Below are 17,973 nucleotides of genomic sequence, written 5' to 3' on the forward strand. Positions count from 1 at the left end.
TTCTATTAAGACGTGCAGATGCTGTGCGTCTTTTTGATTTGTTACGAATTGGTGTCAATCTGGTGTCATTGTTACACTTTACGCAAATTAGAACTAGATTAGGGGGTAAAGTGTTATACTGAAGTCAGTCAGTCGGGGGACTGACAGAGAGGGTTTGACCCCCCCAAAAAAAAAGGAGTGTATTCTAATGAAATCAAGTTTAAAGAAATCATTGTACCTTGGTTTAGCTGCTGTTTCAGTACTTGCCGCTTCTGGCTTTGCTGCAACTAATGCTAGTGCCAAATCATACGCTTACGTCACTAAGGCAGACTACTTCACCACTGCACCAGAAACCCGTAATGTAGTTCCGAATGGTAGCCATGCTCTGTATACTAAAGTTGGTACTTCTCGTGGTACTCGTGTAGTTGCTTCAAAGACGACTATGGGTAACTTAGCCAACTCAACTAACTCAGGCAAGTTCTTCCGTGCCTATTCAATTGTGACAACTAACCGTGGTTCTGTTTACTACAAGGTTGTTTCATTTGATGGCGCATACCGTGGCTGGATCTACGGTGGTAAAGATGCGACTCAGTTCGGCGGTGGGATTGCTCCTGCACAAACAACTAAGTCAGCTGACGTACCAGCTACCACAACTGGCTACACCTTAACTAACCCATCTAAGTGGACTCTTTGGAACAACCCTAAGTACACTCAGTACAAGGCTAAGAAGATCACTGGCTTCAAGAATACTGATACCTTCACCGTTACTGGTGCCACGGCTAAGACCCGCGAAGGCTGGGTATACTACCAAGTTAAGGATGATCAGAACCCATCAGTTACTGGCTGGGTATACAACTTGGGTGTTCAGGCACCACAAGGCAACGCTGTAAAAGTTAGCTACGTTGATAAGGATACTGGTAAGGAAGTCGGCAATGTTTCAGTGCCATTTAACCAATCCGATGCCTCAACTAACTTAACTTCAGGGACTAACTACAGCGCTGTTTTGAAGGGTATCCCATCAGGCTACGCTGCTTATGACACTACCAGCAACAGTTCAGCTTCATTTGCAAGCTTAACGAGTGCTGCTAGTGCTAAGAACAACGACACCGTTGTCTTCTATGTTAAGAGCGGTAATGCTGCTAACACTAACTTGACTCAAAGCATCACTGTTAACGTTCATGATGCTAATGGTAACCAGATTCCATTGAGCAATGACCAACGTAATGCATTAGCTGCATCTGGTCAAAAGAGTCAGTTCCAAGTAACACCAGGCTCAACGATCACTTCAGATAATGTTGCCAACATCCTTAAAGATGCAAAACTGTATACTATTGTTGTAGGTTCAAAGACTTACACCTTTGACAGTGCTGCCTCTGTAAAGACCGACACTGGTGCTAACGTTCAAACGACTGTTACCGCAGTGTTCAAGTAATTTAAATTATTGATTTTTAAAAACGTCGCCTGTGAGCGGCGTTTTTTTGCGCTATCTACAGGGATGACCAAATTAGATTCAAAAAAAGACACCCTCACAGGTATCTAAATACGTATGCTATACTTAATCAGCAGGGTTTTATGGGCGGTGGCTGTCTTTTCCCCTTGAGGTGATGCGTATGGGAAACCGGAAGCAATCTGAGAAAGGGTTTCACAGCCAATGAGTGTGTTTCAGGCACTCTCGTTGATGTTATTGTTTGGCACGTTTTTACTAGCGCTGCTGACCTACATCAACAACCAGCATTAAAAAAGCCGCCCTGCATAACTTTGGTAGGTTACAGGACGACTCGTAGTTTATAGTTCTGTCAATGCCACCGCCTTTAAAGCGGCTGCTGGAGGTCGGTGTTCAAGCACCGGCCTCTTTTACGTCCATATTGTAACATATTGGATTCATCAATTCCACAATACGACTGTGTCCGTCAATGGTAGGTTCAAAGTATGAGGTGAGGTGAACGGGTCAGTTTAGAGCTAAATATGCTATAATTCAGATAATTTAAACGAGGGGACATACATATTATGATGAAAAAAGGAATCACAGCACTATTATTGGGCCTGACAATTGGTGTGAGTGCTGTGTCAGTTAATACGAGTGTTGCTAGTGCCGCAACCAGTACCAGTAGCCGAGCTTACGCACCAATTACCAGACTGACTAAGGTGAATTACTATACCACGATGGGTGCCAACAGCACGCATAATTATGGCGTCTATGCCACTGGGGCTTACCAGACTTCGGCTAATAACGAAAAGACCATTAGCACCGGGCGTTCATTTGCCAATAAGACGATTCACATCACCCGTGAAGAAGTGGTGAACGGGGTGACTTGGCTGAAGTTCACTTATAACCACAAACAGACCGGCTGGATCGAGCAAAAGGCCACCGTGACTTCCACGTACAGGCTTTACGCGCCGATGATCGGCCAGCGTCCGCAACTGCCCACTGGCTGTGAAATTACCGCTACGGCGATGATGCTGCAGTTTGGCGGGGCGAAAGTTGACAAGATGAGTTTGGCTAAAGAAATGCCACGGTCTAGCAATCCCAATAAGGGGTTTGTTGGCAGTCCGTACAGTGCCAGTGGCTGGTACGTCTTCCCCGGTGGCCTCATGGGCGTGGTCAAAGCCCACATGGGGACCGCTAAGAACATGACCGGTGCTAGTTTGACCAGCATTAAGAGTCAGGTGCGCCGCAATCATTTGGTCGTGGTGTGGGTCGCTAACGTGGACGGTTTCAGCAACCACGCGCTGACGGTGACCGGCTACTCGAAGTCGCGGATCTACTACAATGACCCGTGGACGAAGCAGCGTACCAGTATGACGAACAGTGCGATGACGACGCATCGTAAGGCGGATGCTAACCGCGCGCTGAGCTATTAAGATGAGTAAAGACATAGGTTAGAAGGGGAGAATTGTAATGCGTTTGAAGTGGATCATTGCGTTAAGTATCGGGGCTGTCATGGGGATGGCAGGCGCGACGACGCAGGCCTCAGCTTATCAGAATCCCAAGGCCTACTATCAGGTTCAAGACACGCAGATCAAGCCTTACGGCAAGGTCGGCTACACGGTTAAAAAGGGCTATGAAGGCATCAAGACCTGGAAGATCATGAAGAAGATGGGGACTTTTGGTGGTTACGACAAGTACAATACTGCCACGGTTGACCGGGTCAAAGCCTTTCAGCAGAAACATCGTTTGAAAGCGACTGGCGATGTTGACGAGCAGACCTGGGAAAAGATGGGTTTCTCGAAGGCGTCGTGGACCAGCATTGACAGCTACGTGGCGCCAATGACGGTCACGACTAAAAATGGGCGGCAGGCGCACATTGAAGCGATGATCAAGCAGGCTTATAAGTACCTGGGCCGGCCCTATCTCGTTGGGGCATCATCTAGTCCTAATTATGGGGTGGACTGTTCCGGACTAGCGATGCAGGCGCTGTACGCTGGCGGCATTGATCCAGCACCGATCAGTGCCATTAACCACGCGCATCCAGGCAACGAGTGGAATTCTCGTAATCTGTGGGCATCCAAGCAGTTGAAGCAGGTCGCTTATAAGCACCGTGAACGTGGGGACCTGATCTTCTACTATCAACCAGGCACGCGGGTGGTCTGGCACGTGGCGATTTATCTGGGTCATGATAAGGTGATCGAAGCGTGGCCACCGAAAGTCATGGTGCAGCCGATCCGTAATGGGCAGCGCTCTGATATTGCGGGGGTTAAGAGGCCGTTTGTGTAGAGCAGAGCGTGAAACAACCCGGGTTGACTCCAGAGTGTAACGTGAAAAAGTGAGGTTCCTGAACTTGGGAACCTTACTTTTTTGCGTTACACGGCCGGAGTCAGGGTTGTTGAGCGCGTTTGAGCTAGGTGGCAGTGAACGAGTTGGTATACCCTTATAACGCCGGTGTAATGGCTTTTACGTTAAAATTGAGTTGCCATTTCAAAAATAAAACGCAACGCCAATTCTGAATTAATTTCAAAAATGTTATGACTGGATTTAATAAATGGTATATCCCAATATTAAACGCACAAAAAAGACCAGCAAAGGGACTTTTGCTGGTCTTTTTTGATTGTGACTGCAGGCATTGCAGTCACTTTAAGGATATTAAAAGGGATGAAACAAGACTTTTCGATTGGAATTCAACAACCGAATATCCATAGGTTATCATAGTTGATTTTAAAAATCAAGAACACCTGTTCGATTTTAACCGGGGTTATATCACGATAGAATAATTTTTGTCCAACGAAAACGGTTGGCAACTTTCTGTCGTTGATCTTGCTACTAAGGTATTTACCCACAGGAGGGTTTAGCTTGAAACAAACCAAAAACATTTTTGATAGACCGGCATTTGCTAAGAAATTTCACCAAAGCAGTATTCGCTACAAGTACGCCGTTGAGATTCAGACCTTGCGGGCGAAAGCGGGGCTGACCCAAAGCCAGCTGGGAGAGCTGATGAACGTGCCGCAATCGTCAATTGCGCGCTGGGAAAATGGCGGGACGAACATCACCATTGAAACGCTGGAAAAGATCGCCACGGCAATGAATAAAGAGCTAAAAATTGATTTTCTATAATCTTAACGCATATCCAGCCAAATAAATTGCCATCTATGGTAGAATGACCCTATGTATAGGTTGAGGAGTATTGCATAAATGCAGTACAGAGTTTTAAGGGGGCCATTCTGGGTATGAAGAAGTTTGGTATTATAGTTGTTGCAACACTGTCGTTCATGGCTTCATTTGCGGCTATTCCGGCTGCAACGACGCCTACTGTCCAGGCTAAGACAAAGGTTTCAGTCGTTAAAAAGAAGTCGATGAGTGCGCAGAAGTACCAGATCGACCAGTCGAAGGCCAAAAAAGCGTATGCCTATTCTGGCACCTTAAAGAAAAAGGAGTTCAAACTTTCAAAGGGTCATAACCAGACTTTTAACGCGACTGCGCAAGAGTCAGTCAAAGTCGGCAAGAAGACGCGGGTCTACTACTACGTCAAATCAACTTCTAACCATAAGTTGGCTGGCTGGGTCTGGCATGGCTACCTGAAGACGCCACTGCTGTCCAAGTCAGCGGTCACTAAGTTAGTGGCTTCCGGTGAAGATCTGAATCCATCGGCAGCACTGCTCAAACAGCCAGAAGCCTTTTACGGGACTTACAATCTCTATTTGCGCAAACAGTTCAACATGACGGGCAAGCTGACGACCTTTAAAAATAATCAAGCACGGGTCTACGTTGCTGATCCAGCTATTAAGCCTTACGCTCAAAAAGCAATGGGCGTCTGGAACCAAGCCCTTGGCCGCACCGTCTTTGTCTCCGGGACGGCTTCCAACCATCAGTTAGTGATAGATACTAAACCCGCTAAGGAGTGGGATGGTCTGAACGATGGGACACACCTCTACTTGAGTTCAACGGCGCTGAAGGATAAGACTTATATGGATAGTGTGGCCGATACCCCAGAGATTCGGTCGCTGTATAATCAGTATGAAGATATCGCGGACGCCTACAAGGATGCGGCTAACGGTTCAGCTGCTCAAAAGACTTACCTCTCTCAGGGACACACGTTGTATGATCAGTTGATTGCTGCTCAAAAAGCGGCGGCACCGTCATATACCAACTATTGGGAAGGCGTTCTCGTTCATGAACTGGGTCACTCCCTTGGCCTGGATCACACGCCGTATCTGACGGACATCATGTATGCTGAAACCAGCGATGATGGCTTCAGTTCCAGCGTGGATGGCAAGTATAACTGGGATGCACCGAAGGATCCTAACGATACACGCCGGGAAACGCCAACCTTGTCACAACGTGATGTAAACCGTGCTAAATTAGGAATGAAACTCGGGTACTGGTAAACTTTAAACTGCATTTTGATGGTCTGATGATCAGTCGGTTGACTGGTGATCAGGCCTTTTTGATTTCTTTACGCAACCTTTACGTGACCTAAACACAATCAATATATTACGGGTGTATACCTAAACTAGAAAGTGAAGTTGGCTCGGCTAGTGGAGGTGATCCAGTCATGAGATTATTGAAGATACTCGTTGTGCTACTATTGTTTGTTGTGTTTAGCCGGCCGGTCACTGGAGCAGCAAGAACGACCAGTCAGACGGATGAACCGACGATTTCGCAGCTTCAACCTAAGATGAACGCGCAGATTCAAGTTGGTAACCAGGAAAGTCAGATCAAGTTTTGGCGGACGAATAATACGCATGAACGGCAGGTCACGATTGGTGGCCTCACGATTTTGGTCATGATTGGGCTCACGGCAACGTGGGCGCGCCGGCGATTCTATTAATATTAACGAAAGAAGACCCACTATGAGCTAGTGCACATGCACACTGCTCATAGTGGGTTATTTTAATATGCTTGAGGACTTGTTTTAGCGTTTCCTGACCGAAGTCAGACGAGTTGGCTTAACCGTCAATCAGCCATTTATAGAGTCGCTGTAAGCCGGCTGGCCGGTCAGCTGGACTGAGCTTGGTGACAATCAAATTAACGGTTTCACCCAGCCGGACGTTTTTCAGTGTGCGGACGTTTCGCAGGTCAGTCTGATCAAACGTGTAGTCCAGCGGGATATGGTCATTGATGCCGCTGCCGGATTCAATGATATCGCTGTTGAAGATATCCGTGACGTCGGCACCCCGGCCAGTAGAATGGCTGGTCGACCAGTAATAAGTTTTCAGCTTCCGTCCCCGTTGCGTGACGAAGTTAACGGCAACGTGATTGCTGAGCATCTGATGGGTACGGGGCATGAGCTCCCTGGATTGCAGATTGCGTCCTCGAGTGAGCAGCGATAGGCCAAATACGAGGGACAAACAAAAACAAATCAGGATAACAGCAGTGTGTCTTCTGGTCATTCGCGGTGACACGGCGCACCCCCTTTGCTTCTAGCTCTCTTATGATTTGTAAGTATGCCATATAAATATAGCTAAACTGCGATTTATTTATGAAGAATTCGTGAACAGCGTGGTTGGTGAAAATTAGATGAGAAATGCATATTCTCGAGTGTTCTGTATACGGCATTGTATAGCATATATGGTATTATTTCGGGGAACCAAAATAACCGATAAGGAGTTTACAGAATGACAAAATTCCCCGACGTATTTGGGACGACCCAGGAGTACAGAAACAAGGTGCTGAAGAAGGGCTATATCGACATTCAGAAAATACGGCCGAAAGATGTCGTTGACGTTGAGGATGATCGTCAGTGGCTGCCAGACTTTACGCAGGTTTTCGCGATCATTAACATTACGGGAACGCAAAGCGATTACGATTCTATCCTATTAATGGCTAACCAGCGACTGGTGAAGTGCCGGCTGTCGCCAAATCAACTGGTCAAGCGGTTAGACAGGCAGTTTTTGCTCCACCCGAAAAACGATGTCGGCAACGTGGCGAAAAGCATTGGCATCACGCGGCATGTGCCTTACTGCTGCGGGGATTTCTTACTGGTACCGGTGGGCAGCAAAGCAGCCAGCAATAACAGCTGGGTGCGGCTATCAACTGGTGGCGAGCTGTGGGAACATGATGGTAAGAAGTCATTAGTGAACTATCCAACCACTGGGGTGCTACGGATCCCGCATGGAAAAGGTGCGATTGCTGGCCGCCGGAGTAAATGCTTCCAAATCTTGGCGTACTATTTTTATGTTGCACTGGCTATCTTAACCACGATTGAGCTCGATCTAGGGGAAATATCGGTGAAGAAGCTTAGAAAAATCTCACAGGGCAAAGATGACCACTTTCGAGAGGGGATTCTCCGGGAACTGCTGGAGTGATCGTGGCCTATTACGAAACTATGAGAAGTCAGGTTTTAATGGTGAAACGTGAATTTTTGGTTATAAATTGGTCTAGGTCATTTATGATATAAAGTTTTACTGATGACTGGTTTATGCAGACACTTAAAATACCGAGATCAAATTCTCTCATTTGTTTCACTAAAAGGCAGTGCGATTTGCACTGCCTTTTGTGTTGGGCAACCCTGTTATGCTGTTTTCGACCATAGCGCTATGGATCACTTATAAAAGGGGTTCATATCATGGAAAGAACAGCACAAGCAACGTTTGAATTCTTAGCAGCAGGCGACCACCAACTGATCATCTACAGTGCGTTAAAGAAGCTTGGTATCCGACAAAACGAGACTAACTTTGAAGATCTGGTACAGGAAGGCTGGTTATTATTTGTGGCAATTTATCAAAAATATCCCCAGGAACCAACTGAAGCGCCAAAACAGTTTCTCGCCTACGCGCACCAAGCGCTGTACCGCAGTTTCTTGAATCAGCTGCAGGCGAAGCGGCGAGAAGCGAAGTATTTAGAGAAAAGTGACGTTGATCTGTCCGGTGTACCGCAGCCACTGGATGTGCATGCTGACATAGTGGACGCGGATTTATTGAAGGGCTGGCTGGGGAAGTGCAACGAAGCTGAACGGCGGTTTTTGATCGACCGGATCTATTATCAGTTAACACCAACTGAGATTGGCAAGAAGTGGGGCGTCTCCCGCCAGACGGTGTATAAGTGGCAAAAACGCATCCGTAGCAAGCTCATGGACTAGCATCCACAAAGTGACCGTCATTTCAAGAAATATGCTCTTCATAATAAGGTTACAAAAATGCCAAGAAGTGAACACATATATTTGATATGTTGAATATATTGAATAGGTCAGCGCTTATGGTATGAGAACGGAGGCATTCTTATGAAGAAGGTACTGATCCAAGTTGTCTCAGTGATCACGCTGGTATTTGGAACTTGTTACCAAAGCGTGCTGGCACTGGCGGATGATCGGCAAAGAACCGAACTATCTGGCGTGCAGCTCAGCGATTCTCAAGGTAACAAGCCCAACCAAGTGAAGGTCAATGAGAAGAATGAATTGGAAATGACGATCACAATCAATAATAAGGATGGTGATAATGAGAAGGGCACAGTCGATATGTGGCTGCCCGAAAGCCAATTAAAAGTATTGCAGAAGAAAGTAAAAGCCGAGTCTGCAGTACCAGATACCAAGTCAACGCTGATTTTTGAAAAGCGGCGCAATCAGCAACCACATTTAACATGGCGGCACGTGGATACCAGCGCAACTTTCAAATTGAAATTGCCGGTTCAATTCACGGCGACCATGACCAGTACGGAACTGCCAATTGCGGTGGATACGCACCAAGCTTATCTGCAGCCATTGACAGTGGTGGGCGCGGACACGAAGGATGAAGACCTGGCACAGGCCGGTGCAGCCACTGGCTTACCAGCAGACATGACACAGTCACTAGCATCATTTATCGAGGCCCAGAAGGCTCAGCAAGCGCAGCAGGCACAACAAGCGGCGCAGCAACAAGAAGCTGAGAAGCAGGCTGAGCAGAAGCCTGAAACTGAGGCACCGGTAAAGGATGATAATGACGATCAGGATAAGGTTAAAGAAGATAAAAATACTGTAAAGGAAGATCGAAAGGCTGCTAGGGCAGAAAACAAGCTTAAGCGAGAAGCAGCTAAACAGGAAGCGACTGAGAAGCGTCAAGCTGAAAAGAAAGTTGAACAAGACGCTGAGGATAAGAAACAGAAAGATGCTGATGACCGTGACACACTGAAGAAGAACGCGCCAACCGCAACCGCGGAAGGTAAGACGGATGGTGTGGAACGGGAAGGTAATGATGAGAAGGAAACCCGGGCTGGGACAGACTTGGGTAAAATGTTAGAAGATAAACATGGTACCGCTGCTAGTCTGTTCAATAGTGTTTCCATTGAACGTAATGGTGTAACAACCGGAATTTCACCGAATGAACCATTAGATGTAAGTAACCTAACTGATTTTACCGTGCACTACAACTGGGATTCTGACACATTGCTGGATAAGTTAGGTGATTACGATGTGAAAGATGGCGATTTCTATACCTTTAGAATATATGGTCTGAAGGAATTCAAGGGTACCAATGAAGGTTCTTTAGGCTATGAAGGTGACGAGTTTGCTACCTGGAAGCTCACCCCGGGTAAAGATAGTAAAGGCGACTATCAAGAAATCAGAATTGAATTCACTAATGAAAAGATGAATGCCACAAACGTTAGGTATGCGCTATCGCTTAAACAAGAGTATAGCGGCAGTGGCCCAATTGATTTTGAATACAACGGTGAAACAACTTGGACTGTTGATCCTACCGAAACTAAATCAATGCTAAAAAAGAGCGGTAAGTTTATTGGAAATCAGCAGATCGAGTGGACAATTGATTTCACCAATGATTCTGATGACATGAAGTTCAACGAACTTGTGTTGGAAGATTTCATTAACACTCAAGGGACGAACCACAGTTTTGTAAAAGACAGTTGGAAAGCTGTCGATACTGACAAAAATGAAGATGTAACTAAGAAGTTTGAAGAAAGTTATAGTAACAGTAACAACCAATTGACTCTTAAGGGTAAAGATGATTCAAAAGTAGGAAAAAACATTAAATTTACCATTATCACTTCTTACGATAGATCTTCAAACGGTTCATTTTGGAATGAAGCGGGCGGACAGATTGGTGAGAACATTAATATCGAAAAGGTTAATGCTCATGTGGAAAACACAAAACTATCTAAAACCGCAACTAACTATAATCCTGAGACGGGTGTGTACTCCTGGCGTGCCAATATTGATTTTAATTTGAGTCAATTTGGTAATGAAGAACAAGCCATTGAAGCTATCCAAAAAATGGTTATCACGGATACGCTGAGCGGGTCACATGAATTTGCTACTGATCCTAATCTTAAAGTGATGATTGGTGATAAAGATGTTACTGATAGCTTTGCTATTGATGGTGAAGCTAGTAGCAAAACTAAGTTAGTTATCAAACCAATAGAGGATGCGGCCGAAAACTTGCATACTTTGTTGAAAGATAATAAAGACAAACCAATTACCTTGACTTACGACACTCAAGAAAATGCCGGTCAAGTGGGCTCTGTGAAGAACAATATTGCGCTTGAACTTGAAGGCGAGACTTCTCATGTTGAAGCTCCGGGTAATAGCAGAGGACTGGTTGTAAAAGATGGTAAACTGTCACGAACCGTGCATGAAGATGGTAAAGCGCACATCAACTGGACAATTACTGCCAATGAAGGTAAACGTGCTTTTACCACACTGAACGTAGTTGATGTATTACCAGAAGGCATTGATTATGAAGATGTCAAAAACATTAAAGTTAACGGTGCCGATATGCCAGTTGATGGAACTGTAACAATGACTAAAGGTACTGTCCCAAACCTTAATCACGTAGCAGGTAGTGTACCTTACAACTTTAGTACAGATGGAAAGGATACTGATCGAAAAGCGCTCCAATTTGCTTTTGACTCCAGTTTCTCAAAACAGGAAATCGTAATTACTTTCGAAACTGTTCATAACTGGAGCGATAAGGACAACGTCAACTATACAACCCACACTAACTATGTTGGCGCTGCAACATCAGACGGGCGCTATCAATATCATCACAAAACAGTGACAATTGACAAACCAATTCGTGATGGTTCCGCCAAATCAGGTGCGCTGCATCTTGACAAACAAAATGGTGCCAAAGGTAACAATTACGTGACTTGGAAAGTTAATTTCGGTCGTCGCTTAAACCATTACTTTGGTAACGGTAAGGATCAGACTAACAAGGTTACTATTACCGATACACTAAATGCGGATGATATTCAGTATCTGAAGTTCATTGATTCAGGCTACAAGTTATACGCGTTGAATAATGACGGTAGTAACCGAAATCCAGCTTTGGTACCTGAAGAGGAATACGAATTAACATGGGATACAGTTAATGACAATCAACGGGTATTCACAATTGAATTTAAGGGTGAGTCTAATACGAAAAAATACACCAATTTCCGCTTAGAACTCAATACGCCAATTGATATTAATGCATGGCAGAAGAGTGATGAGGAAGCATCGTCAATTCCAGGAAGTTACACTTTCTGGAACAAAGCTCAAGTTAGTTATGACGGTATTAAGCTCAATGAAGTTGGCGCTCACTTATCACTAAATTCTAGAGGAATTTACGGCCAGAAAACCGGCAAATCTGACGGCACGAACATGATTGCATGGGAAGTCCTCATGAATGCATACAGTGACGACATTGGCTATCCAGAAATCACCGATGAATTGTCACCTGGTCAGATGCATTCGGTTGACGACATTGAACTAGCCTTTGTAACGCCTAAGTTTACAGCCAATGGGAATAACTTCAATGTAGAAGTCGATCCTAACAGTCGGGAAATTAAGCTGGTCAAGGGCGAAGACTATGAAGTCCATCATGATAGCAACAGACAGATGACTATTAAGCTGACTACTCGGGTTGACCGACCATTGGTTATCAGATATAAGTCAATCATGTTAGAACAGTACGCAGCATATTCGAACACTGCCAAGATATCAGCCGGAAGCCATTCTTCTGAGTACACGGGTCATCATACACTTGAAGGCTCTGCATTCATGAATAGCTGGGGACTACGGTTCCGTAAGGTTGATGGCGATACTGGAAAAGCACTTTCTGGTGCAACCTTCCAGTTACAACAGAAAGTTGGTCATGGTGATTGGGAAACTGCAAAACGGATGGACAACGATCAACCTTATGAACCAGTCGTGTCTAATTCAGAAGGTTATATTGAATATTACCTGATGGGAACACGGGCGAAATATCGGATCGTTGAAATCTCACCACCGGCGAACTATTCCGGTCAAATGGGTCCGTTAGAGTTTGACAAAAAGTCTGCTGAAGAAGCAGGTTGGCATAAAGAAGCGCACGAAATTAAGAACTACACGACACAACCCGGTAATTTAACGATTAGCAAAGCTTCTGAAAATCTCAAAGAAAATAGCTTTAACTTTGAGGTTCGTGCAGTTGATGAAGACGGTAATGTGAATACTCAGCTTCAAGGCACTTACAAGCTTCAAGAAGGTGGCGAAGTGACCTTCCACAATGGTGTGAGTGAAGAAATCTCGGTGCCTGCTAACAAAGAACGGACAATTCTTGGCTTGCCAACTGAAAAAATTGATGACAAGGAAAACAAGACTACTCAGTATTACGATGTCCGTGAAACAAGTACTAGCGATGAGTACACCACACAGATTGCGGTCAACAACGACGATCCAATTTGGGGTAAACAGACACAACCGTTTAGACTAAGTACCAGTACAGCTACTCCGGTGACGATATTCTTTACTAACACGCCTGCTAAAGGAGAATTAGTTGTTAGTAAGACAGTTAGCAGTGAAGATGAAGATGAACTGGACGCAGATTACAAGTTCACGGTTGAAGCTGACGACAAGGATAAGGTCCGTGGCAAAACTTATAAGGCTGACGGCGCCGGACTTGAAGATGTAACGTTCGACAACGACGGCAAAACAACCTTTGAATTGAAGGATACTCAACAGGTGAAGATAAGTGGTTTACCAGAAGGTGTGACCTTTACAGTTACTGAAGAAGCAACTGGCATGGTAACCACTTGGTCGATCAATGGCGGCAACTACACCAATGATACTGATAAAAATTCAGTGATCATTAATTCTGACAAAGTACAAAACATGGATTTCAAGAACAGTAGTACAAAGACAGGCCAACTGAGAATCACTAAGCAAATTGAAGGTAACATTCCGGCAAACGCTGAGTTTAAGTTTGAAATTAAGGCAGATCCAAAAGTTGATGGCGAATACCCATATGCGACTTATGCCGGTTCAGAACAGCAACCTGATACTGCTGGCAGAGTTAAGTTCGAAAATGGTACCGCGACATTACCTTTAAAGGGTGGCGAGTATGTCAGAATCAATAACTTACCACTTGGTGAAAAATTTGCCGTGAGAGAAATTGACCCTGATGACAAGGATATTCAAACGACTTGGCAGATTGGTAGCTCAACTGGTGATGACCGTCAAGCGGATCCAATCACGCTGAAAAATGCGGATGAACTCGTTAACGTGAGATTTACCAACAAGTTGCCTAACGGTTCATTAACCTTGAACAAGGAAGTTTTAAACCGACTTCCAGGTGATCAAAGTATTCGATTTGATTTCACCATTCAAGCTGATAAAGATGATGTTGATAAAGTAGCGGGCAAAATTTTCACAGTTGAAGATAACCGTAACCAACAAGAAGACGTTAAGTTTAATGATGACGGACAGGCCACACTTCAACTACGTCATGATCAGTCAGTGAAGGTACTTGGCTTGCCTGCAGGTATCCACCTGAAGATTTCAGAAGAAAAGCATTCTGACTTCGACATGAGCTATAAAGTTGTTGGCGATGAAGATGCAGATGATGAGGACAGCGACGGTCCGACAGTGACGGTTCCGGATAGTAAGAACGTTTCCGTGAACTACACGAATGACCGGTCTACTGGTAATCTACTGTTAGAGAAACACGCAGACGGTTCATATCCAACGAACAAGGATATCAAATTTACCATTGATGCTTTAGACAAAGATGGCAACACAACAGATTTAACTGGTGAATTTGATGCAATCTTGACCCACACTAATGGCTCAACTACGCCACGGAAAGAGAACTTTGATGGTGGAAAAGTCAGCGTTTCAATTAAACCAGGTGAACGGTTAGAAGTTAAAAACTTGCCTAACGGTGACTACAAAGTTACTGAAGAAAATCAAGATAAATCAGTGACGACTACTTGGAAAGTTGGCAATGATAGTGACTCTGGTTTAGTAGCCAATGCGGCTGTTAAGAAGGGTGGCACTACACATGTCGAGTTCACTAACAAGATTGATGATGGCGACTTGATGTTAGAAAAGCAGGCTAAAGGTAAGTATCCAACTGGTAAAGACATCGGTTTTACCATTACTGCTTTAGACAAGAACAAAGATTTAAAGGGTGACTTTAGTGCAACCTTGACACAAGTTGGTGGCACGCCTGTTCAGAAAAATGTTAAGTTCGAAAATGGCAAAGCTGACGTAGCCATTAAGCCAGGTGAAAAACTGCTGGTTAAGAACTTACCTACTGGACAGTACCAAGTTTCTGAAGATGAACAGGATAAAAATGTGATCACTACTTGGAATATTGGCAGCGCAAATGACAAAGGAATAACTGCTGATCCAGTAGAAGTTAAAGAAAACGATACGGCTCATGTAACTTTCGTTAACAACATTCCTGCCGGTAGCTTGGAACTGAACAAGGAAGTCGTTAACCCGTTATCTGGTGATGAATTAACAGCCTTTAATTTTACGATTCAGGCTGTGGGTGATTCAGTTGATAAGGTGAAAAATCAGACTTACAAAGTTAACTCTAACTTCTCTCGAGAAGACGTTGAGTTTGATGAAACGGGTAAGACTAATGTTCGTTTACGCGATAAGCAAAACATGAAGATCGTTGGCTTACCGGTTGGCGTTAACCTGAAGATTTCAGAAGACACACATCCTGATTTCCAAACCAGTTACACGGTTGGAGAGGGTGACGCAGAAGAACAAGATGAAGATGGAGCCGGACCGACCGTGACGATTAAAGATGACAAGAACACGGAGGTCAGTTACACGAACAAGCGTGAATATGGTCAATTACTGTTAGAAAAACGTGCAGAAGGATCATATCCAACAGACAAACCAATTAAATTCACAATTACTAATAAAGATGTTAACGGTGAATTTGATGGAACGTTGAAGACGATTAACGACACAGTTCAACAAAAAGTGAATTTCGAAGATGGTAAAGCAACGGTATTTATTGAACCAGGTGAAACACTGCTGATTAGTAACTTGCCTCTTGGCAGTTATAAAGTCAAAGAACAGAAGCAAGATAATAATGTGACGACTACTTGGGACGTTGATGGTGTACGAGGCCCAGGCGAAGGTGAAAAAGCAACAGTTACTAAAGCCACGGTTAAAGAAGGCCACACGACTCATGTGCAGTTCGTTAATAAGATTACTAATGGTAATCTGGAACTGAATAAGGTAGTTGCTTCACATGATGATGCAGACAAGAGCAAAGAATACACGTTTGAAATTCAGGCAATCGGTGACGAACAAGACATTGCTAAGGTAGCAACGAAATCTTACGATGTTTCTGGCCACAAAGAAACTAAGCAAATTGAATTTGATGAAGCTGGCTTAGCTAAGATTACGTTGACAGATGGTCAGACAGTGACTATCTCTGGTTTACCAGCAGACGTTAAATTTAAAGTCACTGAACCTGATACAGAAGAATTAAAAGAAACTTGGAATGTGAACCATCTTAATGGTTATCAAGAACTGACGGATGAAAACTATCCAGAAGTGACGATTACTGAAGATAAGACTAATGTTGTGACATACCGAAACGAACGTGATCCAGTCGGTAGCCTACGAGTGGACAAGGTCGTGAAGGGTGTCTACACTGATGACAACCGCAAGTTTGAGTTTAATGTGGACGTTGAGAAAGTTAAACCAGCAGACACTGATACTGAAGGTACGGACACTGAAGACGGAACTAAACCAGTTGAATGGATTCCTCACGCAGAATTTAGTGGTAAGTATAGCGTGAAAATTTATAACCGCAGCGACAATGAACTGCAGGAAAAGACTGAGGTAGAATTTACCAAAGGTCATGCAACTCTTGAACTGAAAGCAGATCAGTACGCTGTAATCGACGGTTTACCGCTAAGTGAAGAGGAACGATTCGTGGTTAGCGAAGACAAACCTAACATTGCGAATATGTCAACTACTTGGGCTATTGATAACGGGACAGCCAAAGGTGGCTTAGTAGCGGGCCCTGTGACATTAGATGCAACCAAATTGCCACGGGTAACCTTCACCAACAGTCTCGAAACTGGCAGCCTCGTGCTCGACAAGAAGCTCTCGGGTGAACTGACTGACGCTGACCGGAACAAGACGTTTAACTTTACGGTAGCTGCACAAATTGCAAACGCCGCTGTACCGGGCGCATGGCAGACGGATGAAACCTTTGCTGGTATCTACACGGCAACCAAGACCACCGCTGATGGGCGACAGACCACGAGCAACGTGACCTTCACCAAGGGTCAGCTCAATGTTTCTCTAAAGGGCGGTGAACGGCTGCAGATTCATAACTTACCGGCAAATACGCGCATGGTGGTGAGTGAAACACCAGATGGCGACTACGAAACGAGTCATCAGATCGACCATGGCAACGTAACTCCGGGCACGACCACTGATCAGATCACCATTTCAAATGGCTCTGATGTGGCGGTATCCTTCATCAACGATCGACCGGCTCAGCCACAGACGGCTTGGTTAGCGTTAACTAAGTCAGTGCTGGGTGAAAACGGCGAACGTGATCGCGGTTTCGAATTCAACGTTCGATTCCTCGATGATGAAATGAATCCGGTGACCGGTACCGTTGATTTCGTCAAGACTTCTCAAGTTGGTGGCTACACACCTGGTCAAATGATGCTTGATGCCGATGGTAACGGGACGCTCACATTAATGGATGGCGAGACCATTCGCTGGAACGTACCAAACGGGACGCACTATCAGATCACTGAAAGTGACTACTCCGCAGACGGCTACCAGACAAGTATCAGTCAAGGCCAAGCACCAGAACGTGAAGGCTTAACCGCCACTGGTGTGGTCATGACCAATGACCCGGCCAATGCGAAAGTTGTTTACTACAACCGTGCGGATCCGACTCCTGAAGACGAACCGCATGATGGTGACGATGATACAGTTCCAACCACCCCAGACTTCGTTCCGCCGGCTCCTGAAGATGCCCACACTAGCGGTACCACAAGTGGCATGACACCAGGGACGACAACCGGTTCAAGTACGCAAGGGACGACCGGAACAACTGGTACTAGCAGTCAATCACCGCAAGCGCATACCAGTGCTGGTGACACTGGTGCCAAGGGCTTCCTGCCTCAGACTGGTGAGTGGATGAAACAGAATTGGTTACTCCTGTTAGGCCTTGTGATCCTGTTGAGCACAGTTGGCTTAATCGTCAAGAAGAAGCGTAAGAACGGCTGATGAAATTGCTGATTGTACACGGGTAAATTAAGTTTCAGGTGTACGCAGCAGACAAGACCCCAGCACCATTTCCCAGACGTGGGAAATGGTGCTGGGGTTGTTTGTT

10 protein-coding genes and 1 pseudogene are annotated in these 17,973 nt (G+C 45.0%); 10 read left to right on the forward strand and 1 reads right to left on the reverse strand.

The window, feature by feature from the left end; genetic code table 11:
- Positions 1-187: 187 nt before the first annotated feature.
- The 7 genes and pseudogenes from CES79_RS02090 to CES79_RS02120 all read left to right on the forward strand — a co-directional run bounded on the left by CES79_RS02090 (position 188) and on the right by CES79_RS02120 (position 6,242).
- A complete protein-coding gene (locus CES79_RS02090; RefSeq protein ID WP_054654872.1) occupies positions 188-1,411 on the forward strand; it encodes a hypothetical protein in 1,224 nt (407 codons plus the stop codon).
- Between the two features lie 246 nt (positions 1,412-1,657).
- Positions 1,658-1,717 (forward strand): putative holin-like toxin, encoded by a 60-nt coding sequence (locus tag CES79_RS13175; protein WP_369403944.1) that lies wholly within the window; start codon positions 1,658-1,660, stop codon positions 1,715-1,717.
- A 269-nt stretch (positions 1,718-1,986) separates the two neighbouring features.
- Positions 1,987-2,841 carry a C39 family peptidase gene (locus CES79_RS02100; protein WP_328590706.1) on the forward strand — a complete coding sequence of 285 codons (855 nt, stop codon included), beginning with the start codon at positions 1,987-1,989 and terminating at the stop codon, positions 2,839-2,841.
- Positions 2,842-2,944: 103 nt separating this feature from the next.
- Positions 2,945-3,694: pseudogene (locus CES79_RS02105) on the forward strand (NlpC/P60 family protein); the annotation flags it as partial.
- A 573-nt stretch (positions 3,695-4,267) separates the two neighbouring features.
- A complete protein-coding gene (locus CES79_RS02110; RefSeq protein WP_054654874.1) occupies positions 4,268-4,528 on the forward strand; it encodes a helix-turn-helix domain-containing protein in 261 nt (86 codons plus the stop codon).
- A gap of 113 nt (positions 4,529-4,641) precedes the next feature.
- The gene (locus CES79_RS02115; RefSeq protein ID WP_089136173.1) at positions 4,642-5,799 is read left to right on the forward strand and encodes a matrixin family metalloprotease; all 1,158 of its coding nucleotides are present in this window, start codon (positions 4,642-4,644) and stop codon (positions 5,797-5,799) included.
- Positions 5,800-5,966: 167 nt separating this feature from the next.
- Positions 5,967-6,242 carry a hypothetical protein gene (locus CES79_RS02120; protein ID WP_054654878.1) on the forward strand — a complete coding sequence of 92 codons (276 nt, stop codon included), beginning with the start codon at positions 5,967-5,969 and terminating at the stop codon, positions 6,240-6,242.
- Between the two features lie 118 nt (positions 6,243-6,360).
- On the opposite strand, the gene CES79_RS02125 is transcribed toward CES79_RS02120, so the two are convergent.
- A complete protein-coding gene (locus CES79_RS02125) occupies positions 6,361-6,816 on the reverse strand; it encodes a hypothetical protein (protein ID WP_143456341.1) in 456 nt (151 codons plus the stop codon).
- Positions 6,817-7,029: 213 nt separating this feature from the next.
- Between CES79_RS02125 and CES79_RS02130 the strand changes: the two genes are divergently transcribed.
- The 3 genes from CES79_RS02130 to CES79_RS02140 all read left to right on the forward strand — a co-directional run bounded on the left by CES79_RS02130 (position 7,030) and on the right by CES79_RS02140 (position 17,867).
- Complete coding sequence (locus tag CES79_RS02130; protein ID WP_054654882.1) at positions 7,030-7,719, forward strand: hypothetical protein; 690 nt, start codon at positions 7,030-7,032, stop codon at positions 7,717-7,719.
- A 260-nt stretch (positions 7,720-7,979) separates the two neighbouring features.
- Positions 7,980-8,492 carry a sigma-70 family RNA polymerase sigma factor gene (locus CES79_RS02135; RefSeq protein WP_054654884.1) on the forward strand — a complete coding sequence of 171 codons (513 nt, stop codon included), beginning with the start codon at positions 7,980-7,982 and terminating at the stop codon, positions 8,490-8,492.
- A gap of 141 nt (positions 8,493-8,633) precedes the next feature.
- The gene (locus CES79_RS02140; protein ID WP_089136174.1) at positions 8,634-17,867 is read left to right on the forward strand and encodes a DUF7601 domain-containing protein; all 9,234 of its coding nucleotides are present in this window, start codon (positions 8,634-8,636) and stop codon (positions 17,865-17,867) included.
- The last annotated feature ends 106 nt before the right edge of the window (positions 17,868-17,973 follow it).

Origin of the sequence: Secundilactobacillus silagei JCM 19001 (assembly GCF_002217945.1) — a bacterium.
GTDB classification, from domain to species: domain Bacteria; phylum Bacillota; class Bacilli; order Lactobacillales; family Lactobacillaceae; genus Secundilactobacillus; species Secundilactobacillus silagei.